The sequence below is a fragment of the Mesorhizobium sp. WSM1293 genome, assembly GCF_000513875.1.
GTDB classification, from domain to species: domain Bacteria; phylum Pseudomonadota; class Alphaproteobacteria; order Rhizobiales; family Rhizobiaceae; genus Mesorhizobium; species Mesorhizobium ciceri.
The window spans coordinates 1-14,356 of the sequence record NZ_AZUV01000013.1 but is presented as its reverse complement, the minus strand read 5'-3'; the positions used below and the strand labels follow the sequence as shown (position 1 = coordinate 14,356).

General features: G+C 62.3%; 18 protein-coding genes and 1 pseudogene. 5 read left to right on the top strand and 14 right to left on the bottom strand.

The genetic code is table 11. From position 1 onward, the window contains the following. Positions 1-20 precede the first annotated feature (20 nt). A complete protein-coding gene (locus M729_RS0117545; protein ID WP_013532139.1) occupies positions 21-428 on the top strand; it encodes a hypothetical protein in 408 nt (135 codons plus the stop codon). Here M729_RS0117545 and M729_RS0117540 read toward each other — a convergent pair. From M729_RS0117540 to M729_RS0117515, 6 genes are all read right to left on the bottom strand, one after another. Then, on the bottom strand, positions 425-1,693 hold the full coding sequence (locus M729_RS0117540) for a multidrug effflux MFS transporter (RefSeq protein WP_082826441.1): 1,269 nt from the start codon (positions 1,691-1,693) through the stop codon (positions 425-427). The genes M729_RS0117545 and M729_RS0117540 overlap by 4 nt on opposite strands. Positions 1,694-1,856: 163 nt before the next feature. Beyond that, positions 1,857-2,192 carry a Grx4 family monothiol glutaredoxin gene (gene grxD / locus M729_RS0117535; RefSeq protein ID WP_013532137.1) on the bottom strand — a complete coding sequence of 112 codons (336 nt, stop codon included), beginning with the start codon at positions 2,190-2,192 and terminating at the stop codon, positions 1,857-1,859. A 141-nt stretch (positions 2,193-2,333) separates the two neighbouring features. Beyond that, positions 2,334-2,567 carry a BolA family transcriptional regulator gene (locus tag M729_RS0117530; RefSeq protein ID WP_010909092.1) on the bottom strand — a complete coding sequence of 78 codons (234 nt, stop codon included), beginning with the start codon at positions 2,565-2,567 and terminating at the stop codon, positions 2,334-2,336. Positions 2,568-2,692: 125 nt separating this feature from the next. Beyond that, a complete protein-coding gene (locus tag M729_RS0117525) occupies positions 2,693-3,205 on the bottom strand; it encodes a hypothetical protein (protein ID WP_027162368.1) in 513 nt (170 codons plus the stop codon). Continuing rightward, positions 3,202-5,433, bottom strand: coding sequence for a phosphoribosylformylglycinamidine synthase subunit PurL (gene purL, locus M729_RS0117520; protein WP_027162367.1), 2,232 nt, complete (start codon positions 5,431-5,433; stop codon positions 3,202-3,204). Before purL ends, M729_RS0117525 begins: the two co-directional genes overlap by 4 nt. Positions 5,434-5,552: 119 nt before the next feature. Next, the gene (locus M729_RS0117515) at positions 5,553-6,962 is read right to left on the bottom strand and encodes a PLP-dependent aminotransferase family protein (protein ID WP_027162366.1); all 1,410 of its coding nucleotides are present in this window, start codon (positions 6,960-6,962) and stop codon (positions 5,553-5,555) included. 92 nt (positions 6,963-7,054) lie between these two features. On the opposite strand from M729_RS0117515, the gene M729_RS0117510 reads away from it, so the two are divergent. Continuing rightward, the gene (locus tag M729_RS0117510) at positions 7,055-7,306 is read left to right on the top strand and encodes a DUF1127 domain-containing protein (RefSeq protein ID WP_027162365.1); all 252 of its coding nucleotides are present in this window, start codon (positions 7,055-7,057) and stop codon (positions 7,304-7,306) included. Positions 7,307-7,382: 76 nt separating this feature from the next. Here M729_RS0117510 and M729_RS0117505 read toward each other — a convergent pair whose 3' ends face one another. The 6 genes from M729_RS0117505 to purC all read right to left on the bottom strand — a co-directional run bounded on the left by M729_RS0117505 (position 7,383) and on the right by purC (position 10,917). After that, positions 7,383-8,024 carry a Pr6Pr family membrane protein gene (locus M729_RS0117505; RefSeq protein WP_013532132.1) on the bottom strand — a complete coding sequence of 214 codons (642 nt, stop codon included), beginning with the start codon at positions 8,022-8,024 and terminating at the stop codon, positions 7,383-7,385. 3 nt (positions 8,025-8,027) lie between these two features. Next, positions 8,028-8,435: a hypothetical protein gene (locus M729_RS0117500; protein ID WP_027162364.1), complete on the bottom strand. Its 408-nt coding sequence runs from the start codon at positions 8,433-8,435 to the stop codon at positions 8,028-8,030. Further along, positions 8,432-9,097 carry a glutathione S-transferase family protein gene (locus tag M729_RS0117495; RefSeq protein ID WP_027162363.1) on the bottom strand — a complete coding sequence of 222 codons (666 nt, stop codon included), beginning with the start codon at positions 9,095-9,097 and terminating at the stop codon, positions 8,432-8,434. The genes M729_RS0117500 and M729_RS0117495 overlap by 4 nt, the downstream gene beginning before the upstream one ends. 84 nt (positions 9,098-9,181) lie before the next feature. Beyond that, the gene (purQ, locus tag M729_RS0117490) at positions 9,182-9,850 is read right to left on the bottom strand and encodes a phosphoribosylformylglycinamidine synthase subunit PurQ (RefSeq protein ID WP_027162362.1); all 669 of its coding nucleotides are present in this window, start codon (positions 9,848-9,850) and stop codon (positions 9,182-9,184) included. 1 nt (position 9,851) lies between these two features. Beyond that, entirely contained in the window at positions 9,852-10,094 is a 243-nt protein-coding gene (purS, locus tag M729_RS0117485) for a phosphoribosylformylglycinamidine synthase subunit PurS (RefSeq protein ID WP_027162361.1), read from the bottom strand. A gap of 28 nt (positions 10,095-10,122) precedes the next feature. Then, entirely contained in the window at positions 10,123-10,917 is a 795-nt protein-coding gene (gene purC / locus M729_RS0117480) for a phosphoribosylaminoimidazolesuccinocarboxamide synthase (protein ID WP_013532127.1), read from the bottom strand. Between the two features lie 276 nt (positions 10,918-11,193). On the opposite strand from purC, the gene M729_RS0117475 reads away from it, so the two are divergent. Both M729_RS0117475 and M729_RS0117470 read left to right on the top strand, forming a co-directional pair. After that, positions 11,194-11,514 carry a DUF1476 domain-containing protein gene (locus M729_RS0117475; protein ID WP_013532126.1) on the top strand — a complete coding sequence of 107 codons (321 nt, stop codon included), beginning with the start codon at positions 11,194-11,196 and terminating at the stop codon, positions 11,512-11,514. Between the two features lie 125 nt (positions 11,515-11,639). Continuing rightward, complete coding sequence (locus tag M729_RS0117470) at positions 11,640-12,413, top strand: HpcH/HpaI aldolase/citrate lyase family protein (protein WP_027162360.1); 774 nt, start codon at positions 11,640-11,642, stop codon at positions 12,411-12,413. A 6-nt stretch (positions 12,414-12,419) separates the two neighbouring features. Here M729_RS0117470 and M729_RS0117465 read toward each other — a convergent pair whose 3' ends face one another. Further along, complete coding sequence (locus M729_RS0117465; protein WP_027162359.1) at positions 12,420-12,974, bottom strand: alpha/beta hydrolase; 555 nt, start codon at positions 12,972-12,974, stop codon at positions 12,420-12,422. Positions 12,975-13,223: 249 nt separating this feature from the next. Here M729_RS0117465 and M729_RS0117460 point away from each other — a divergent pair, with 249 nt between their 5' ends. Then, positions 13,224-14,036 (top strand): VOC family protein, encoded by an 813-nt coding sequence (locus M729_RS0117460; protein WP_013532122.1) that lies wholly within the window; start codon positions 13,224-13,226, stop codon positions 14,034-14,036. A 104-nt stretch (positions 14,037-14,140) separates the two neighbouring features. Here the strand turns inward: M729_RS0117460 and M729_RS1000000138860 are convergent. Beyond that, positions 14,141-14,356: pseudogene (locus M729_RS1000000138860) on the bottom strand (transposase); the annotation flags it as partial.

Here is a 14,356-nt window from a genome sequence, read left to right as displayed (position 1 = left end):
GCAAATCCGGAGGCTCTCGAATGAAACCTCGGTTTGCATTTGTCGCGGTGGCTCTTGCCGCCGGTCTGTTCGCCAGTTCCCTGGAAGCAAGGTCGCAAGAGCGCAGCTGTCGCAGTACCGATCCCGTCGACACGATAAAGGAGATGTCGGACGCGATCTATGCCTGCTGGAAGCCGCCACCCGGAACCGCGGGCATGTCCCTCACGCTGCGGTTCTCGCTTCGCCGCAACGGCACGCTGATCGGCAAACCTCGCGCCACATATTCCGATCTGGGAACCGATGCCCAGCGCAGCCGGGCCTTCGTGGCATCCATCCTCAGGGCACTCGATGACGCTCTGCCATTGCACTTTTCGGACAGCATGGGCGAAGCAATTGCGGGGCGCATGCTTGCCCCTCGGTTCACGGCAGCCCTTGAAGGTGCGTCCTAATGCAAGTCGGTGATGTGCCCTGAAACGGGCGGGTTCTGTGGCTGGAACATCTTGCCGCGCTCGGCGATGAAGATCATCAGCAGCGCGGCGACCGAGACGCTGCAGAAGCCGGCGGCCAGCGGCGTCACCGTGCCGTTGAAGGCCTGGCCGATCAGCGTGCCGAGAATGCCGCCGAGAAACGTCTGCATGAAACCGAGGATCGACGAAGCCGTGCCGGCCAGTTGGCCGAGCGGCTCCATGGCCAGCGCGTTGAAGTTCGCGCCGAGCGCACCGAATGGAAGCATGGCGCAGGCAAAGAAGGTGATGAACAGCCAGAGCGGCATCTTCATCTCCAGCGAAATCACCAGCCAGGCAAGGCTGATGACCAGGAACAGCAGCAACGCACTCTGCGACAGGCGGCGCATGCCGATGCGGCCGACAAGGCGCGAGTTCAGAAAGTTGGAGAAGGCGAGCACGCCCGCAACCCCAGCAAAGATGACCGGGAACATCTCGCCGACTTTGAAAATGTCGACATAGATCTGCTGCGCCGAAGCGATGAAGCCGAACATGGCGCCGAAAATGAAGGTGCTGGCGAAGGCATAGCAGATCGCAATGCGGTTGGTGAGAACGATACGAAACCCGCCGACAATGGAGTTGAGCGTCAGCGGCCGGCGATGTTCGGGATGCAGCGTTTCAGGAAGGCGCAGCAGCGACCAGGCCGAGACGAGCAGCGCACCGACGGCCATGGTGACGAAGATCCAATGCCAGGTCGCAAACAGCATGATAAATTGGCCGATGCCGGGAGCAATGACCGGTATCGCCATGAACACCATGAAGATCAGCGACATCACCTCGGCCATGCGCCGGCCGTCGAACGTATCGCGCACGATCGAGACCGCGATGACGCGGGTGGCGGCTGCACCGATGCCTTGCACGGCCCGGCACAGCAGAAGTGTTTCAAAGCTTGGTGCAACGGCGGCGGCCGCAGCCGCGGCGACATAAATCACCAGCCCGGCGACCAGTGGTGCGCGACGTCCGAAGCGATCCGAGATCGGCCCGAAGAACAGCTGCCCGCCACCGAAGCCCAGAATGTAGGCCGTTATGACGTACTGCCGGTGGTTTTCATTTTCGACGCCGAGCGAGGCGCCGATCTGCTGCAGAGCCGGCAGCATGATATCGATGGCCAACGAGTTCAGCGCCATCAGTGCCGCGCACAGAGCGATGAACTCCCAGCGCGGAATGGGCAGTTTGCTTGCCGATTGCGGCGCTGGTTTTGGCTGGTCCACGGCAAGTCCGATCTTTCAAACGAAAATGCGCCGGCGGGCCGGCGCATTGGCTCGTCCTGGTCCTGGGGTCAGGACATGAAAATTGCCGAGGTGAGGTTGCCCCGGTGCCTGGTGCTCGATGCCCGAAAATCAACGTCGATTTCGGGCATGCACAAAACAGAAATCAGGCGGCGCCTTTGACGCTGACGCCCTTCTCGACGAGGAACGTCTGCAGCTCGCCCGCCTGGAACATCTCGCGCACGATGTCGCAACCGCCGACGAATTCTCCCTTGACGTAGAGCTGAGGGATCGTCGGCCAGTTGGAGTATTCCTTGATGCCCTGGCGCAGTTCAGCCGAGTCCAGGACGTTCACGCCTTTGTAGTCGGCGCCGATATAGTCGAGGATCTGGACGACCTGGCCGGAAAATCCGCATTGCGGGAAACCAGGTGTGCCCTTCATGAAAAGGACGACGTCGTTGCCCTTCACTTCATTGTCAATGTAGTCGTTGATGCCGCTCATGGAATATCCTTTCCCGCCTGTGGGAGTCAGGCTCGAAACATACCCTTCAAATAAACCCAACGATTGCTCGAAACAAGACGTTAGCCGCGCCGTGGCTGAAATGGCGCAAAGGATGAGCCGTGTTGGGCCAAGCGCTAAGGGTCAGTCGGGAACGCTGGTCTGCAGCGCCAATGCGTGCAACACGCCGCCCATATTGCCCTTCAGCGCGTCATAGACCATCTGGTGCTGCTGGACGCGGCTCTTGCCGCGAAAGCTCTCGGCCACCACCTCGGCCGCATAGTGGTCGCCGTCGCCGGCGAGATCGCGAATCGTCACCTTGGCGTCCGGAATGCCGTCCTTGATCAGTTTTTCGATGTCGTGGGCATCCATTGCCATGGCAAAATCCTGTTTCGAGCGGCCGGTAGCCGGCCATAAGATGAGAGTCGGGTGAGCCTAAAGCCTTTCCGGTCCGGATTGAAGCCGTTCTGTCCCGCCAACGGCCACACGGCTTCAGAGAAAGACTAGGCCGGTGGGCTTGCTTCATCCTCGGCAACGTCCTCGCGTGTCGAGAAAGCGCGGCCAAGGCCGAAGGCAAGCACATAGAGCGGCGCGTTGAGCAGCAGGCTGACAATGGGGAGATAGCTCGTCATTTGCCAAGCCGGCGAGAAGAACCCCTGACCATAGCCGTCGCAGATGAGCGACGAGCCGTACTCCCACAACGCGCCCACGACCACCGTGCCGGCGAAAAGCTTGACGCAGGTGACGATGTGCCTTGCCCGTGCCGGATCCGGGAAAAGGCGGCCCCAGAGCACCAGGCAGATGATCGATACCGCGTAGAGGACGTTCTGCAGCGCCAGCATCGGGATGGCGCCGTTCGCCGCGGCAAGGAACTCCGCACGTGTTTCCAGCCGCATACAAACCTCGCTCGAGGTCGTCGACAGCAGGAAAAAGACGAACGGTCCCAGGAACCAGAAGAAGAACAGCGACGGCCAGAAAACGACTGCAAGCAGCGCCCGGGCAGCCAGTGTGGTCAACTAGCCTGATCCATGAAGCGCGGGAACCAGCCTTCGTGAGCCGAGGAGAGTTCGCTGACCGGGATTGCCCTGGCGTCGCCAAGCTTCAGCGCGCTGCCGCCTGTGGAGCCGATCCACGGCGCGAAGATGCCAAGCTCGCCCTGCTGCTTGCGAATGGCGTCCCATTCGTCACCATGCGGATCGATCGACAGCGTCAGCAGATAACGGCCCTGATCCTCGCCGAACCAGACCGGGATCGGGTCGGTGCCGACAAGCCCGGGGACGGTGGCGCCGATGCCGGACGCCATCGCCATTTCGGCAAGTGCCACGGCGACACCGCCATCGGAAACGTCGTGCGCCGCCGTGACGATGCCGGAGGCGATGAGCGCGCGCACATGGTCGCCGACGCGCTTTTCATGCTCGAGGTCGACCGGCGGCGGCGGTCCATCCGTGCGGCCGTGTATGTCCCTGAAATAGACCGATTGCCCGAGATGCGTTCCCCAGGACGCCGGCGCGCCGACCAGCAGGATCATTTGGCCCTCGGCCGCAAAGCCGGCCCGCACCATCTTCGACCAGTCGGCGATCAGTCCGACGCCGCCAATGGTCGGGGTTGGCAGGATGCCCTGGCCGTTGGTCTCGTTGTAGAGCGAGACATTGCCGGAGACGATCGGGAATTCGAGCGCGCGACAGGCGTCGCCGATGCCCTTCACGGCACCGACCAGCTGGCCCATGATCTCGGGCCGTTCCGGGTTGCCGAAATTGAGGTTGTCGGTTGCGGCCAGCGGCAGAGCGCCGGTGGCGGTCAAGTTGCGCCAGCATTCGGCCACCGCCTGCTTGCCGCCCTCGTAAGGGTCAGCCTCGCAATAGCGCGGCGTCACGTCGGACGAGAAGGCGAGCGCCTTGGTCGCATGGCCTTCGACCCGCACCACGCCGGCATCGCCGCCTGGAAGCTGCAGCGAATTGCCCTGGATCAGCGTGTCATACTGCTCCCAGACCCAGCGGCGCGAAGACAGGTCGGGACCGCCGAGCAGCTTCAGCAGCGCATCGGCAACATCGGCCTGCGGAACGTCATTGGCGGCCAGCGGCGCCGGCTTCTTCGGTTCGGTCCACGGCCGGTCATATTCCGGAGCCTTGTCGCCAAGATCCTTGATCGGCAGGTTGGCAACCTCGTCGCCCTGGTGCAGCACGCGGAAGCGCAGATCGTCGGTGGTCTTGCCGACGATGGCGAAGTCGAGCCCCCATTTGTGGAAGATCGCCTCGGCTTCCTTTTCCTTTTCCGGGCGCAGCACCATCAGCATGCGCTCCTGGCTTTCCGAAAGCATCATTTCGTAGGCGCTCATGCGCTCTTCGCGCACCGGCACCTTGTCGAGATCGAGCTCGATGCCGAGGTCGCCCTTGGCGCCCATTTCGACCGCCGAGCAGGTGAGGCCGGCCGCACCCATGTCCTGGATGGCGATGACGGCGCCCGAGGCCATCAGTTCGAGGCTGGCTTCCAGCAGGCACTTTTCGGTGAAGGGATCGCCGACCTGCACTGTCGGACGCTTCTCATCGATCTTGTCGTCGAATTCGGCCGAAGCCATGGTGGCGCCGCCGACGCCGTCGCGGCCGGTCTTGGCGCCGAGATAGACGACCGGCAGGCCGACTCCCTTGGCTTCGGACAGGAAGATCGCATCGGTCTTGGCAAGGCCCGCTGCAAAGGCGTTGACCAGGATGTTGCCATTGTAGCGGGCATCGAAATTGACCTCGCCGCCGACCGTCGGCACGCCGAACGCGTTGCCATAGCCGCCGACGCCGGAAACCACGCCTGAAACGAGGTGCCTGGTCTTGGGATGGTCGGGCGCACCAAAACGCAGCGCATTCATCGCCGCGATCGGCCGCGCGCCCATGGTGAAGACGTCGCGCAATATGCCGCCGACGCCGGTCGCCGCACCCTGGTAGGGCTCGATGTAGGATGGGTGGTTGTGACTCTCCATCTTGAAGACGACGCAGTCGCCATCGCCGATGTCGACCACGCCAGCATTCTCGCCCGGCCCCTGGATGACCTGAGGTCCGGTGGTCGGCAGCGTGCGCAGCCATTTCTTCGAGGATTTGTAGGAGCAGTGCTCATTCCACATCGCCGAGAAGATGCCGAGTTCGGTGAAGCTCGGCTCGCGCCCGACGAGGTCGAGAATGCGCTGGTACTCGTCGGGCTTGAGCCCGTGTGAGGCAATGAGCTCGGGGGTGATCGGCACGGAATTGGAAATGGTCATGGGCGGCGATTTTTATCCGGGACGTTGGGATTTTGAGTCCCGTCTTATCGCAAGCCTTGCGGCCGATACACCCATGGATTGACGAAAAACGACGGAAAACCGGACAAAGCCACGCAGTGTCAGGAGAAGCTGTCGTAGCCGGCGCGGCCTTCATCGAGAAGTCGCCGGATCACTGCAACGCCTTCAGCGATATCCCCGCGCTGTCTCGGCTGCGAAACGCCGAAGCGGACGCCATGGAAAACCTGCTCGGAACGGCCGGCCTTGAATTCGTCCTCGTCGTCGATCAGCACGCCGTGCTCCAGGCAAGCGTTCTTGAAGGTGCCGGAAAGCCAGGGGTCGGGCAGGGTCAGCCAGACAAAGGGCACCCTGTCATGCGACTTGAAGGCGAAGCCGGCCAAAGTCTCGCGTACGATGGCGATGCGGGCGCTGATTTCGGCGATGCTGCGCTTTCGTATCTCATCCGCCTGACCGGACAGCACCAGCCTTGTATTCACCTCCGCCAGCAGGAAGGGCATGCCGCCGGTCATCATCTTGTGGGCGACGCGGATGCGGTGGCGGTAGGCGGGCGGGCAGGAAAGCCAGCCGCCGCGCACACCGGCTGCGACCGACTTCGACAGGCCGCCCGCGACAATGGTCCTCTCAGGAGCATATTCGGCCAGCAACGGCGTCGGATCATCGGTCAGATTGCCATAGAGGTCGTCCTCGATGAGGACGACATTGTATTCGCGTGCGACATGGGCGATCGCTTCGCGGCGCGCCGCCGACAAGGTGGCCAGCGTCGGATTCTGCGCCGTCGGCATCAGGAAGATCATTTTGGGATGCTTTTGCGCGCAGACGCGCTCGAAATCCTGCGGATCGATGCCTTCATCGTCCGATGCCACCAACGCGGTGCGCCTGCCGATCAAGCCGGCACTGCGGGAAACCTGCGAGTAGGTGAGGTGCTCGAAGGCAACATAGTCGCCAGGCATGGTGAGCGCCGCGATCGCCGCCATCACCGCCGCATGGGTGCCGAGCGTGGGAACGATGGTGTCGGCATCCGGGCGAAAGGAATTGCGCGCCAACCAGCGGGCGCCGGCTTCGTACCATCGTTCGGGGAAATCCCTGGTGTAGCTCGAAATCTCATGCGGATGGTCCTGCGCCGTGCGCGACAGGACACCGGCGACAATGTCGCCCTGGCCGATATCAGGTGCTGCGGTGCTGTCGAAACGCAGCTTGCCTTTAGGCGCATCGATATAGCGCGTGCCTTCGCCGCCGACGTCCGGAGTCGGAAAATCCGGCTTCGCGCGCTGGCCGAGCACATAGGTTCCACGCCCGACCTCGCCGCTCACCAGCCCACGCTCGCGCAGCAATTGATAGGCCCGGCCGACAGTGCCGACGGTGGTGCCGATGTCGTAGGCGAGGTCGCGCTGCGGCGGCAACTTTGCGCCGGCATCGATCACGCCCCGATCGATGTCCGTCTCGATGGAATCCGCCAGCCGCTGATACAGCGGGCCGGAGCCGGCAGTGAGATCTGGAAGCCAATTTGTCATGGTGACAATTTTCTATATTGCACCGATAGATGAGTCAATACATATCAATCGCGTGCCAAAAGGGTACAATTTAGGACTTTGGCAGAAAGAAAATGAATACAATTGCGACAATACGTCATTCGAGCGCTGCATTATCGGCCCAATCGACACGCCCGTCGGCTCAGCGCGGCTTTGTCAGCCGCCTTGTGCGCGTGCTGAGGTCGCTGGCAGGATGGATCGACAACCTGCTGGATCGCCGCCGCAGCCGGTTGGCTCTGCTGGAGATGACCGACGACCAGCTCAAGGATATCGGCGTCACGCGCTGCGACGCCCACCGCGAGGGCATCAGGCCGTTCTGGGACTGACCGTGATCCCAAAAGTGGGAACCGGTTTGGGAAAGATGATGGTCCCGGGAAATCCGGACAGAAGGTCCGCACAGTTCTAACGGACCCTCGACGCCCTGGTGCGTGCAACGGCATGGTCCGCAAGGACGGCGACCACGCACAGCACGAGGAAAAGTCCGGTGATGGCTGCAGCTGAGATGACGACGCTGGTCGCGCCGTTCTTGGCGATGTTCAGGAAAGGGTAGGGCACCTCGCCGGCAAGCGGCGCCCGCACCAGCGCATAGACCAGATAAGCGATGGGATAGATCACCCACCACGAAATGTCGCTCCAGCGTGTCCGGCCGTCGGCGCCCGATATCAGCCACCACAGCACGAACAGCACCGGCGTGACGTAGTGCAGGAGAACATCGCAGAGCAGGAACAGTCCCTGCGGCTGCCAGAGTCGTGCCAGAACCGTTGCGTAGATGATGAAGACCAGTGCGATCGAAACCGCAACGCCGGTGCGCATCCGCGCCCCTGCAAAGGCCGGCAGCCAGGCATAGAAGGTGGGTGACAGCAGGGACGTGTACACCAGCACCGCGCCGATGTTGGTCAGGATGGTGAAGAAGCTGAAGACGAAAATGACGGAGCCAAGCAGGCTGCGGCCTGCTTCCATCGATGCAGGAATGCTGATGCAGAACTGCAGGATGAGCCCGGCCAGACCGATGACCAGCCCCACAATCTGCAGAAAGCGGCCCATGGGCTAGGCCGTCGCGGCGCAGGCCGGATTGCCGGCCTGCCAGCGGGAAATGTCGGAGCCGATGCGGGCGCCGAGCGGATCGTTCATCAGCGGTCCGAAGACGTCGACACGGCTAGAATTGCCTTGCGCCTGCACGACCAGCAAAGGTTTGCCGCCATAGTGCTTGGCCGGAACCAGCAGGAAACGCGGCGTGCCGCTGAACGAATTCAGCTCATTGGCCATCTGATACGGTTTGAAGGCCGGGTCCTTGCTGGCGATCCAGCATTTGTGGGCGGCGATCGCCACTTGTTCCATGGCCAGCAGCGCTGCACTTTTGCCCGAGGGAACAGGCGTGCTCTTTGGCGTCGACTGGCAGGATGCCAGCACAAAGCCCGCCGCGGCGACCAGCGCGATCGTCTTGCGTCTGATCAAGCGGCACCCATCTCGAGTTCGGACAGAAAAATCTTCAAACCATCGGTCATCTCGCCCCATACACGCGACAATGCCGGGTGTTGCGAGGCGATCTGCTCATAGGCATCGAATTTGGGATAGGCGTCGAGCAGGTCGTGGCGTCCCGTCATGGCGCGGAAATTGTTGAAGATGAACCGTGTCGGCGTCAGCCAGGCATCGGCGAAACTGATGTCGTCACCGAGTGCGAAGGGCCCTTGCGCCATGCGCGCCTCGATCGCCGCCAGTCCATGATGCAGGCGGGCGAACTGGGCGTCGATCTCGGCATTGTTTCGCTTCGGTACGGAATGAAGCTCGAAAAGCTTCATCATCGGGGTCAGCACATCGAGATCGGTGATGCGGGCGAACATACGCACCAGCGCGCGATCCTTGGAATCGGGCGGCAGCAGCGCCGGTTCCGGAAACCGTTCCTCGAGATATTCGGCGATGACCACCGATTCGACGATCGTCTCGCCCGAGCCGGTGATCAGCACCGGAACCCGGTTCATCGGCGAGATGGCGCGAAACTCTTCCGGGATGGGAAAACCGGGCGGCGGCGCGATGATCTTGAGTGGTACGTCCTTGATGTAGGCCAATGCTCGCACGATCGACGAGTAGGGCGACAACGGCCGCGAATAGAGTTTCATGACCGTCTCTCTCCCCAATGAACCAGACTTGCTCCAAAGAGACAGGAATGTCCGGCTGTTTTCAAGCTGTTCGCTTCGATATCGTCAGGCAGCGATGCCGAGGGCGCTCTCGAACAGTCCGCGGCCGTCGGTACCGCCATGGGCTGCTTCGATCAGGTTTTCCGGATGCGGCATCAGCCCGAGCACATTGCCTTGGCTGTTGACGATGCCGGCAATGTCGTTGATCGAGCCGTTGGGGTTGGTGTCCTCGGCATAGCGGAACACCACCTGGCCTTCGCCTTCGAGACGGGCAAGCGTGTCGGCGTCGGCGAAATAATTGCCGTCATGATGCGCGACCGGCGAGCGGATGATCTGGCCCGGCTGATAGCGGCGGGTGAACATGGTGTTGGCGTTGGTGATCTCGAGCTTCACCTGCCGGCAGACGAATTTCAGCGAGGTGTTGCGCATCAAGGCGCCCGGCAAAAGGCCGGCCTCGACCAGGATCTGGAAACCGTTGCAGACGCCAATGACCGTCACGCCCGCGGCCGCTTTTTCGGCCACTGCCCGCATGACCGGCATGCGCGCAGCGATCGCGCCACAGCGCAGATAGTCGCCGAAGGAGAAGCCGCCCGGAATGGCGATCAGGTCGACATCGGGGATTTCGGTGTCGGTTTGCCAGACGGTGACCGGCGGCGTTCCCGAAATCTTGGTCAACGCCGCGATCATGTCGCGGTCGCGGTTGAGGCCGGGCAGAAGGACGACGGCTGCTTTCAATTTAGGCGATCTCCACCGCGTAATTCTCAATCACCGTATTCGCCAGCAGCTTGTCGCACATGGCCTTGAGGTCCGCTTCGGCCTTGGCCTTGTCGCTTTCCGCCAGCTCGACGTCGAACACCTTGCCCTGCCGCACCGTGCCGACACCGCCGAAGCCCAGGCCGGACAAGGCATGTTCGATCGCCTTGCCCTGCGGGTCGAGCACGCCGTTCTTGAGGGTGACGGTAATGCGGGCCTTGATCACGCTGGACATGCTCCTGTTCGAATCCGTGTTAGTGCGGCTTGCCTTTGAGGCCGTCGGTCGAGGCGACAAGCACCGGGCCGGTCGGGCGCGGCGGCTCGTTCTCGTTCATGATGCCGAGGCGGCGGGCAACTTCCTGGTAGGCCTCGACGAGGCCGCCCATGTCGCGGCGGAAACGGTCCTTGTCGAGCTTGTCCTGCGTCGCCACGTCCCACAGGCGGCAGGAGTCCGGCGAGATCTCGTCGGCGACGACGATGCGCATCATGTCGCCCTCGAACAGGCGGCCGCACTCGATCTTGAAGTCGACGAGCTGGATGCCAACGCCCATGAACAGGCCGGAGAGGAAGTCATTGACGCGGATGGCCAGCGCCATGACGTCGTCGATTTCCTGCGGGCTCGCCCAGCCGAACGCGGTGATGTGCTCTTCCGACACCATCGGGTCGTCGAGCGCGTCGGCCTTGTAATAGAATTCGATGATCGAGCGCGGCAAAACGGTGCCTTCCTCGATGCCGAGCCGCTTGGACAGCGAACCGGCAGCGACATTGCGCACCACCACTTCGAGCGGAATGATCTCGACTTCCTTGATCAGCTGCTCGCGCATGTTGAGCCGGCGGATGAAGTGGGTCGGAATGCCCATGCGGTTCAAATGGTTGAAAATATACTCGGAAATGCGGTTGTTGAGGACGCCCTTGCCGTCGATGACTTCATGCTTCTTCTTGTTGAACGCGGTGGCGTCATCCTTGAAGAACTGGATAAGCGTGCCCGGTTCGGGTCCCTCATAGAGTATCTTGGCCTTGCCTTCATAAATGCGGCGGCGATTTTTCATCTGGATTTTTCTCTGGGGTTCCGGACAGGGCGGTATCAGACCATTTCCTGTCCGTCTGCCTGAAATAGTGCGGCTACGGTAGGGTTCAATGCCGGGTCTATCCCAATCACATCGTTTGCTCAATCGGCAAATCCTTCCAATCAACCGCTTTCGGGACTGAAATGCCGCAGCGCAGCATGCGATGAAGCGTATTGACCGGCCCGCGACCTTTTGGTTTGTGCTTTGGCAACGCACATATTCACCGCCAACGAATCGAATTTGACCCGGAGGGACGCCATGAGCAGCATGAAAGACCGCGAAGAGGGCTTTGAGCGTAAATTCGCATTCGACGAGGAGCTTCGGTTCAAGGCCTCGGCGCGCCGCAACAAGGCGCTCGGCCTGTGGGCCGCCGAAAAGCTCGGAAAGTCCGGCGCTGATGCCGACGCCTATGCCAAGGAAGTGGTTATCTCCGACATCGAGGAAGCCGGCGACCACGACGTGTTCCGCAAGATCCGCGGGGATTTCGACGCGGCCGGCGTCGAGCAGTCGGACCACCAGATCCGCCGCACCATGGACGAACTGATGGCGCAGGCGATCGAGCAGATCAAGAACACCTGATCCGGGCCATGCGCTGATCCCGGCATACGCTGGACCAATCGACCGCCCGGCCTATCCGGGCGGTTTTTCTTTGCCTTTGTCGCGATTTCCGGCTGAAACTGCCGGAGTTAACAAGGAAAGTATCCATGTCCCTGAAGTCCCGCCTCGCGGCCGACGAAACGCTGCTCACCGCATGGTCCGGCGTGCCGGATGCCTTGACCGTCGAGATCGTCGCCAAGCAGGGCTTCGATGCCGTCACGCTCGACATGCAGCATGGCGGCCATCACGAAGACAGCGTGCTGCGTGGCCTGGTGCCGGTGCTCGCTACCGGTAAGCCGGCGCTTGTGCGCATTCCCGTTGGCCGTTTCGACATGGCAAGCCGCGCGCTCGATTTCGGCGCCGAGGCGGTCATCGCGCCGATGGTGAACTCGGTTGCCGACGCAAAACTGTTCGCCGCCGCCATGAAATACCCGCCGCTCGGCGAGCGCTCATGGGGTCCGACCTACGCTTTTCCGCGCCACGGCAAGGGTGACCAGGCCGAATGGCTGCGCGACACCAATCAGCGCACGATGGCCTTCGCCATGGTCGAGACGCGTGCGGCCCTCGACGCGCTCGACGGCATTCTCGACACGCCCGGCATCGACGGCATCTTCCTCGGCCCATCGGATTTCTCGATCGCCTGGAGCAATGGCGCCACGGTCAATTCGACGCTGGAAAGCATGATGGAGACGGTGGCATCGGTTGCCGAGCGCACCCGCAAGGCCGGCAAACATGCGGCGATCTATGTTGTCGAGCCCGCAATTGCCGGCCGTGTCGTGTCGATGGGCTATCGCCTGCTGGCCATGGGCTCCGAGCATTCGCTGATCGGGCTTGGGGCAAAAACGCTGATCAAGAGCGTCCGCGATTCGATTGGGTCCTGAAGACGCTCAGGGTTTCAAATCCGTCAGGAATTTGGCGAAGGTCATTGAACCTTCGGGCCACGGCCCGAAGCCTGAATCCGCGTTCAGATGACCGGTCTCACCGGCATCGATGAACAGCGAGCCCCATGCACCGGCAATGTCTTCGGCGACATCGAAGGCGCAGAACGGATCGTTGCGGCTGGCGATCACGATCGAGGCAAAGGGCAGCGGCTCACGCGGGTAGGGGCCGAAGGTCATCAGGTGCCTGGGCCTGATCTCGGGATTGGCGACATCGGGCGGTGCCACGAAGAAGGCTCCCGCAACGGGCTTGCGGAACTGCGGAATGGCTTGCACCGCCGCGGCGACGCCGAGCGAGTGCGCCACCAGGACGACCGGCCGCTCGGCCTCGTTGACCGCCTTGGCGACGCTCGCCGTCCAGTCCTCGCGCACCGGCTTCGACCACTCCGCCTGTTCGACGCGGCGCGCCGTCGACAGCTTCGACTGCCAGCGGCTCTGCCAATGGTCGGGGCCGGAATTGGTGTAGCCCGGCACGATGAGAATATCTGCGTCTCTGACCTTCATGGCGCTGAGATAGCGAGCGGCATCGCTTCGTGCAACCGGCAGAAACGCCACGTTTGATCACAATAGTGAACACCATGTTCGCTTCTTCGCGTCTTGTGTGAACGATGCGGATGGACGATCTGTGGTCAGGAAAAGAAACAGCCGTGCGCGGGAACCCTGACTTTGGAACTGACACGACGTACAATGATCGGCGGAGTGGGGTTTCTCGCTTTGGGAGCTTCATCGCAGGCCGGTCGAACGGAGCATTTGATGAGCGAGTTGCCTTTTGCCGCCACCACCCCGGTCAGCGTTGCCCGCGTCGGGCTGAAGGCGCGCGACGCGGAAAGCCTTGCCGCATATTATCGCAGCATCGTCGGTCTGCAGGAACTGAGCCGCGCCGATGGGGCGATCACGCTGGGCGCCGCCAACCGTCCGTTGCTGGTCATCGAGGCCGATCCTTCGGCCAAGCCGGATGATCCTCGCAGCGCAGGCCTGTTCCATACTGCCTTCCTGCTGCCCAGCCGTGCCGATCTCGGCCGCTGGATCAACCACGCCATATCAAACAAGATCGCCATCGAGGGCGCTTCCGACCATCTGGTCAGCGAAGCACTGTACCTGACCGATCCCGAAGGCAATGGCATCGAGATCTATGCCGACCGCCGTCCGCAGGACTGGAAGTGGAATGGCGACAAGGTGGCGATGGCGACCGAGCGGATGAACATTCCGTCCGTCGTTGCCGAAGTGCCTGCGGGTGACGCCGGCTGGCAGGGCGCGCCGGAAAACAGCGTCGTCGGCCATGTCCACCTGCGCGTCGGCAGGCCGGAAGACGCCGAAGCCTGGTGGAACCAGGAATTCGGCTTCGACACGGTGGCCAAATATGGCGGCCAGGCGGTGTTCCTGTCGTCAGGCGGCTATCACCACCACATCGGCGCCAACGCCTGGCAGAGTTCGGGCGCCGGCCGCCGCGATCCCAGCCGGTCGGGTCTGGCCTGGGTCGAGATGCGTTCGGACAATGTGACCAGCCCGGTGACCCGCGAAGATCCATGGGGCACGGTGATCAGGACTGTGCCTGGCAAGGCTTGATTTGAGGGCTGCGCCAAGCTGGAGCACCCCTCAACCGTCGCGGCGTTGCGCGCCGATCCACCTTCTCCCACAGGGGCTAGCGTGCGCACACATTTGCTTCGGGTTCATTTTTGTGAGGCGAGAACGAAGCCGTCGACGATGGCGTTGAAGCGTCTGAGGCCTTGGGTGAAGGTGATGGGTCCTGGCGGGCGTTCCTTTTCGTAGCCGTTCCAGCCTCCGAGCCTGGCGATACACCAGGCGGCCCAGGCGAGCGTGTGCGTGGGGTGGGGGTTCTTCTGCTTTTGGGTCTTGCCTTCGAGTTTGGCGATGAGCACGTTCAG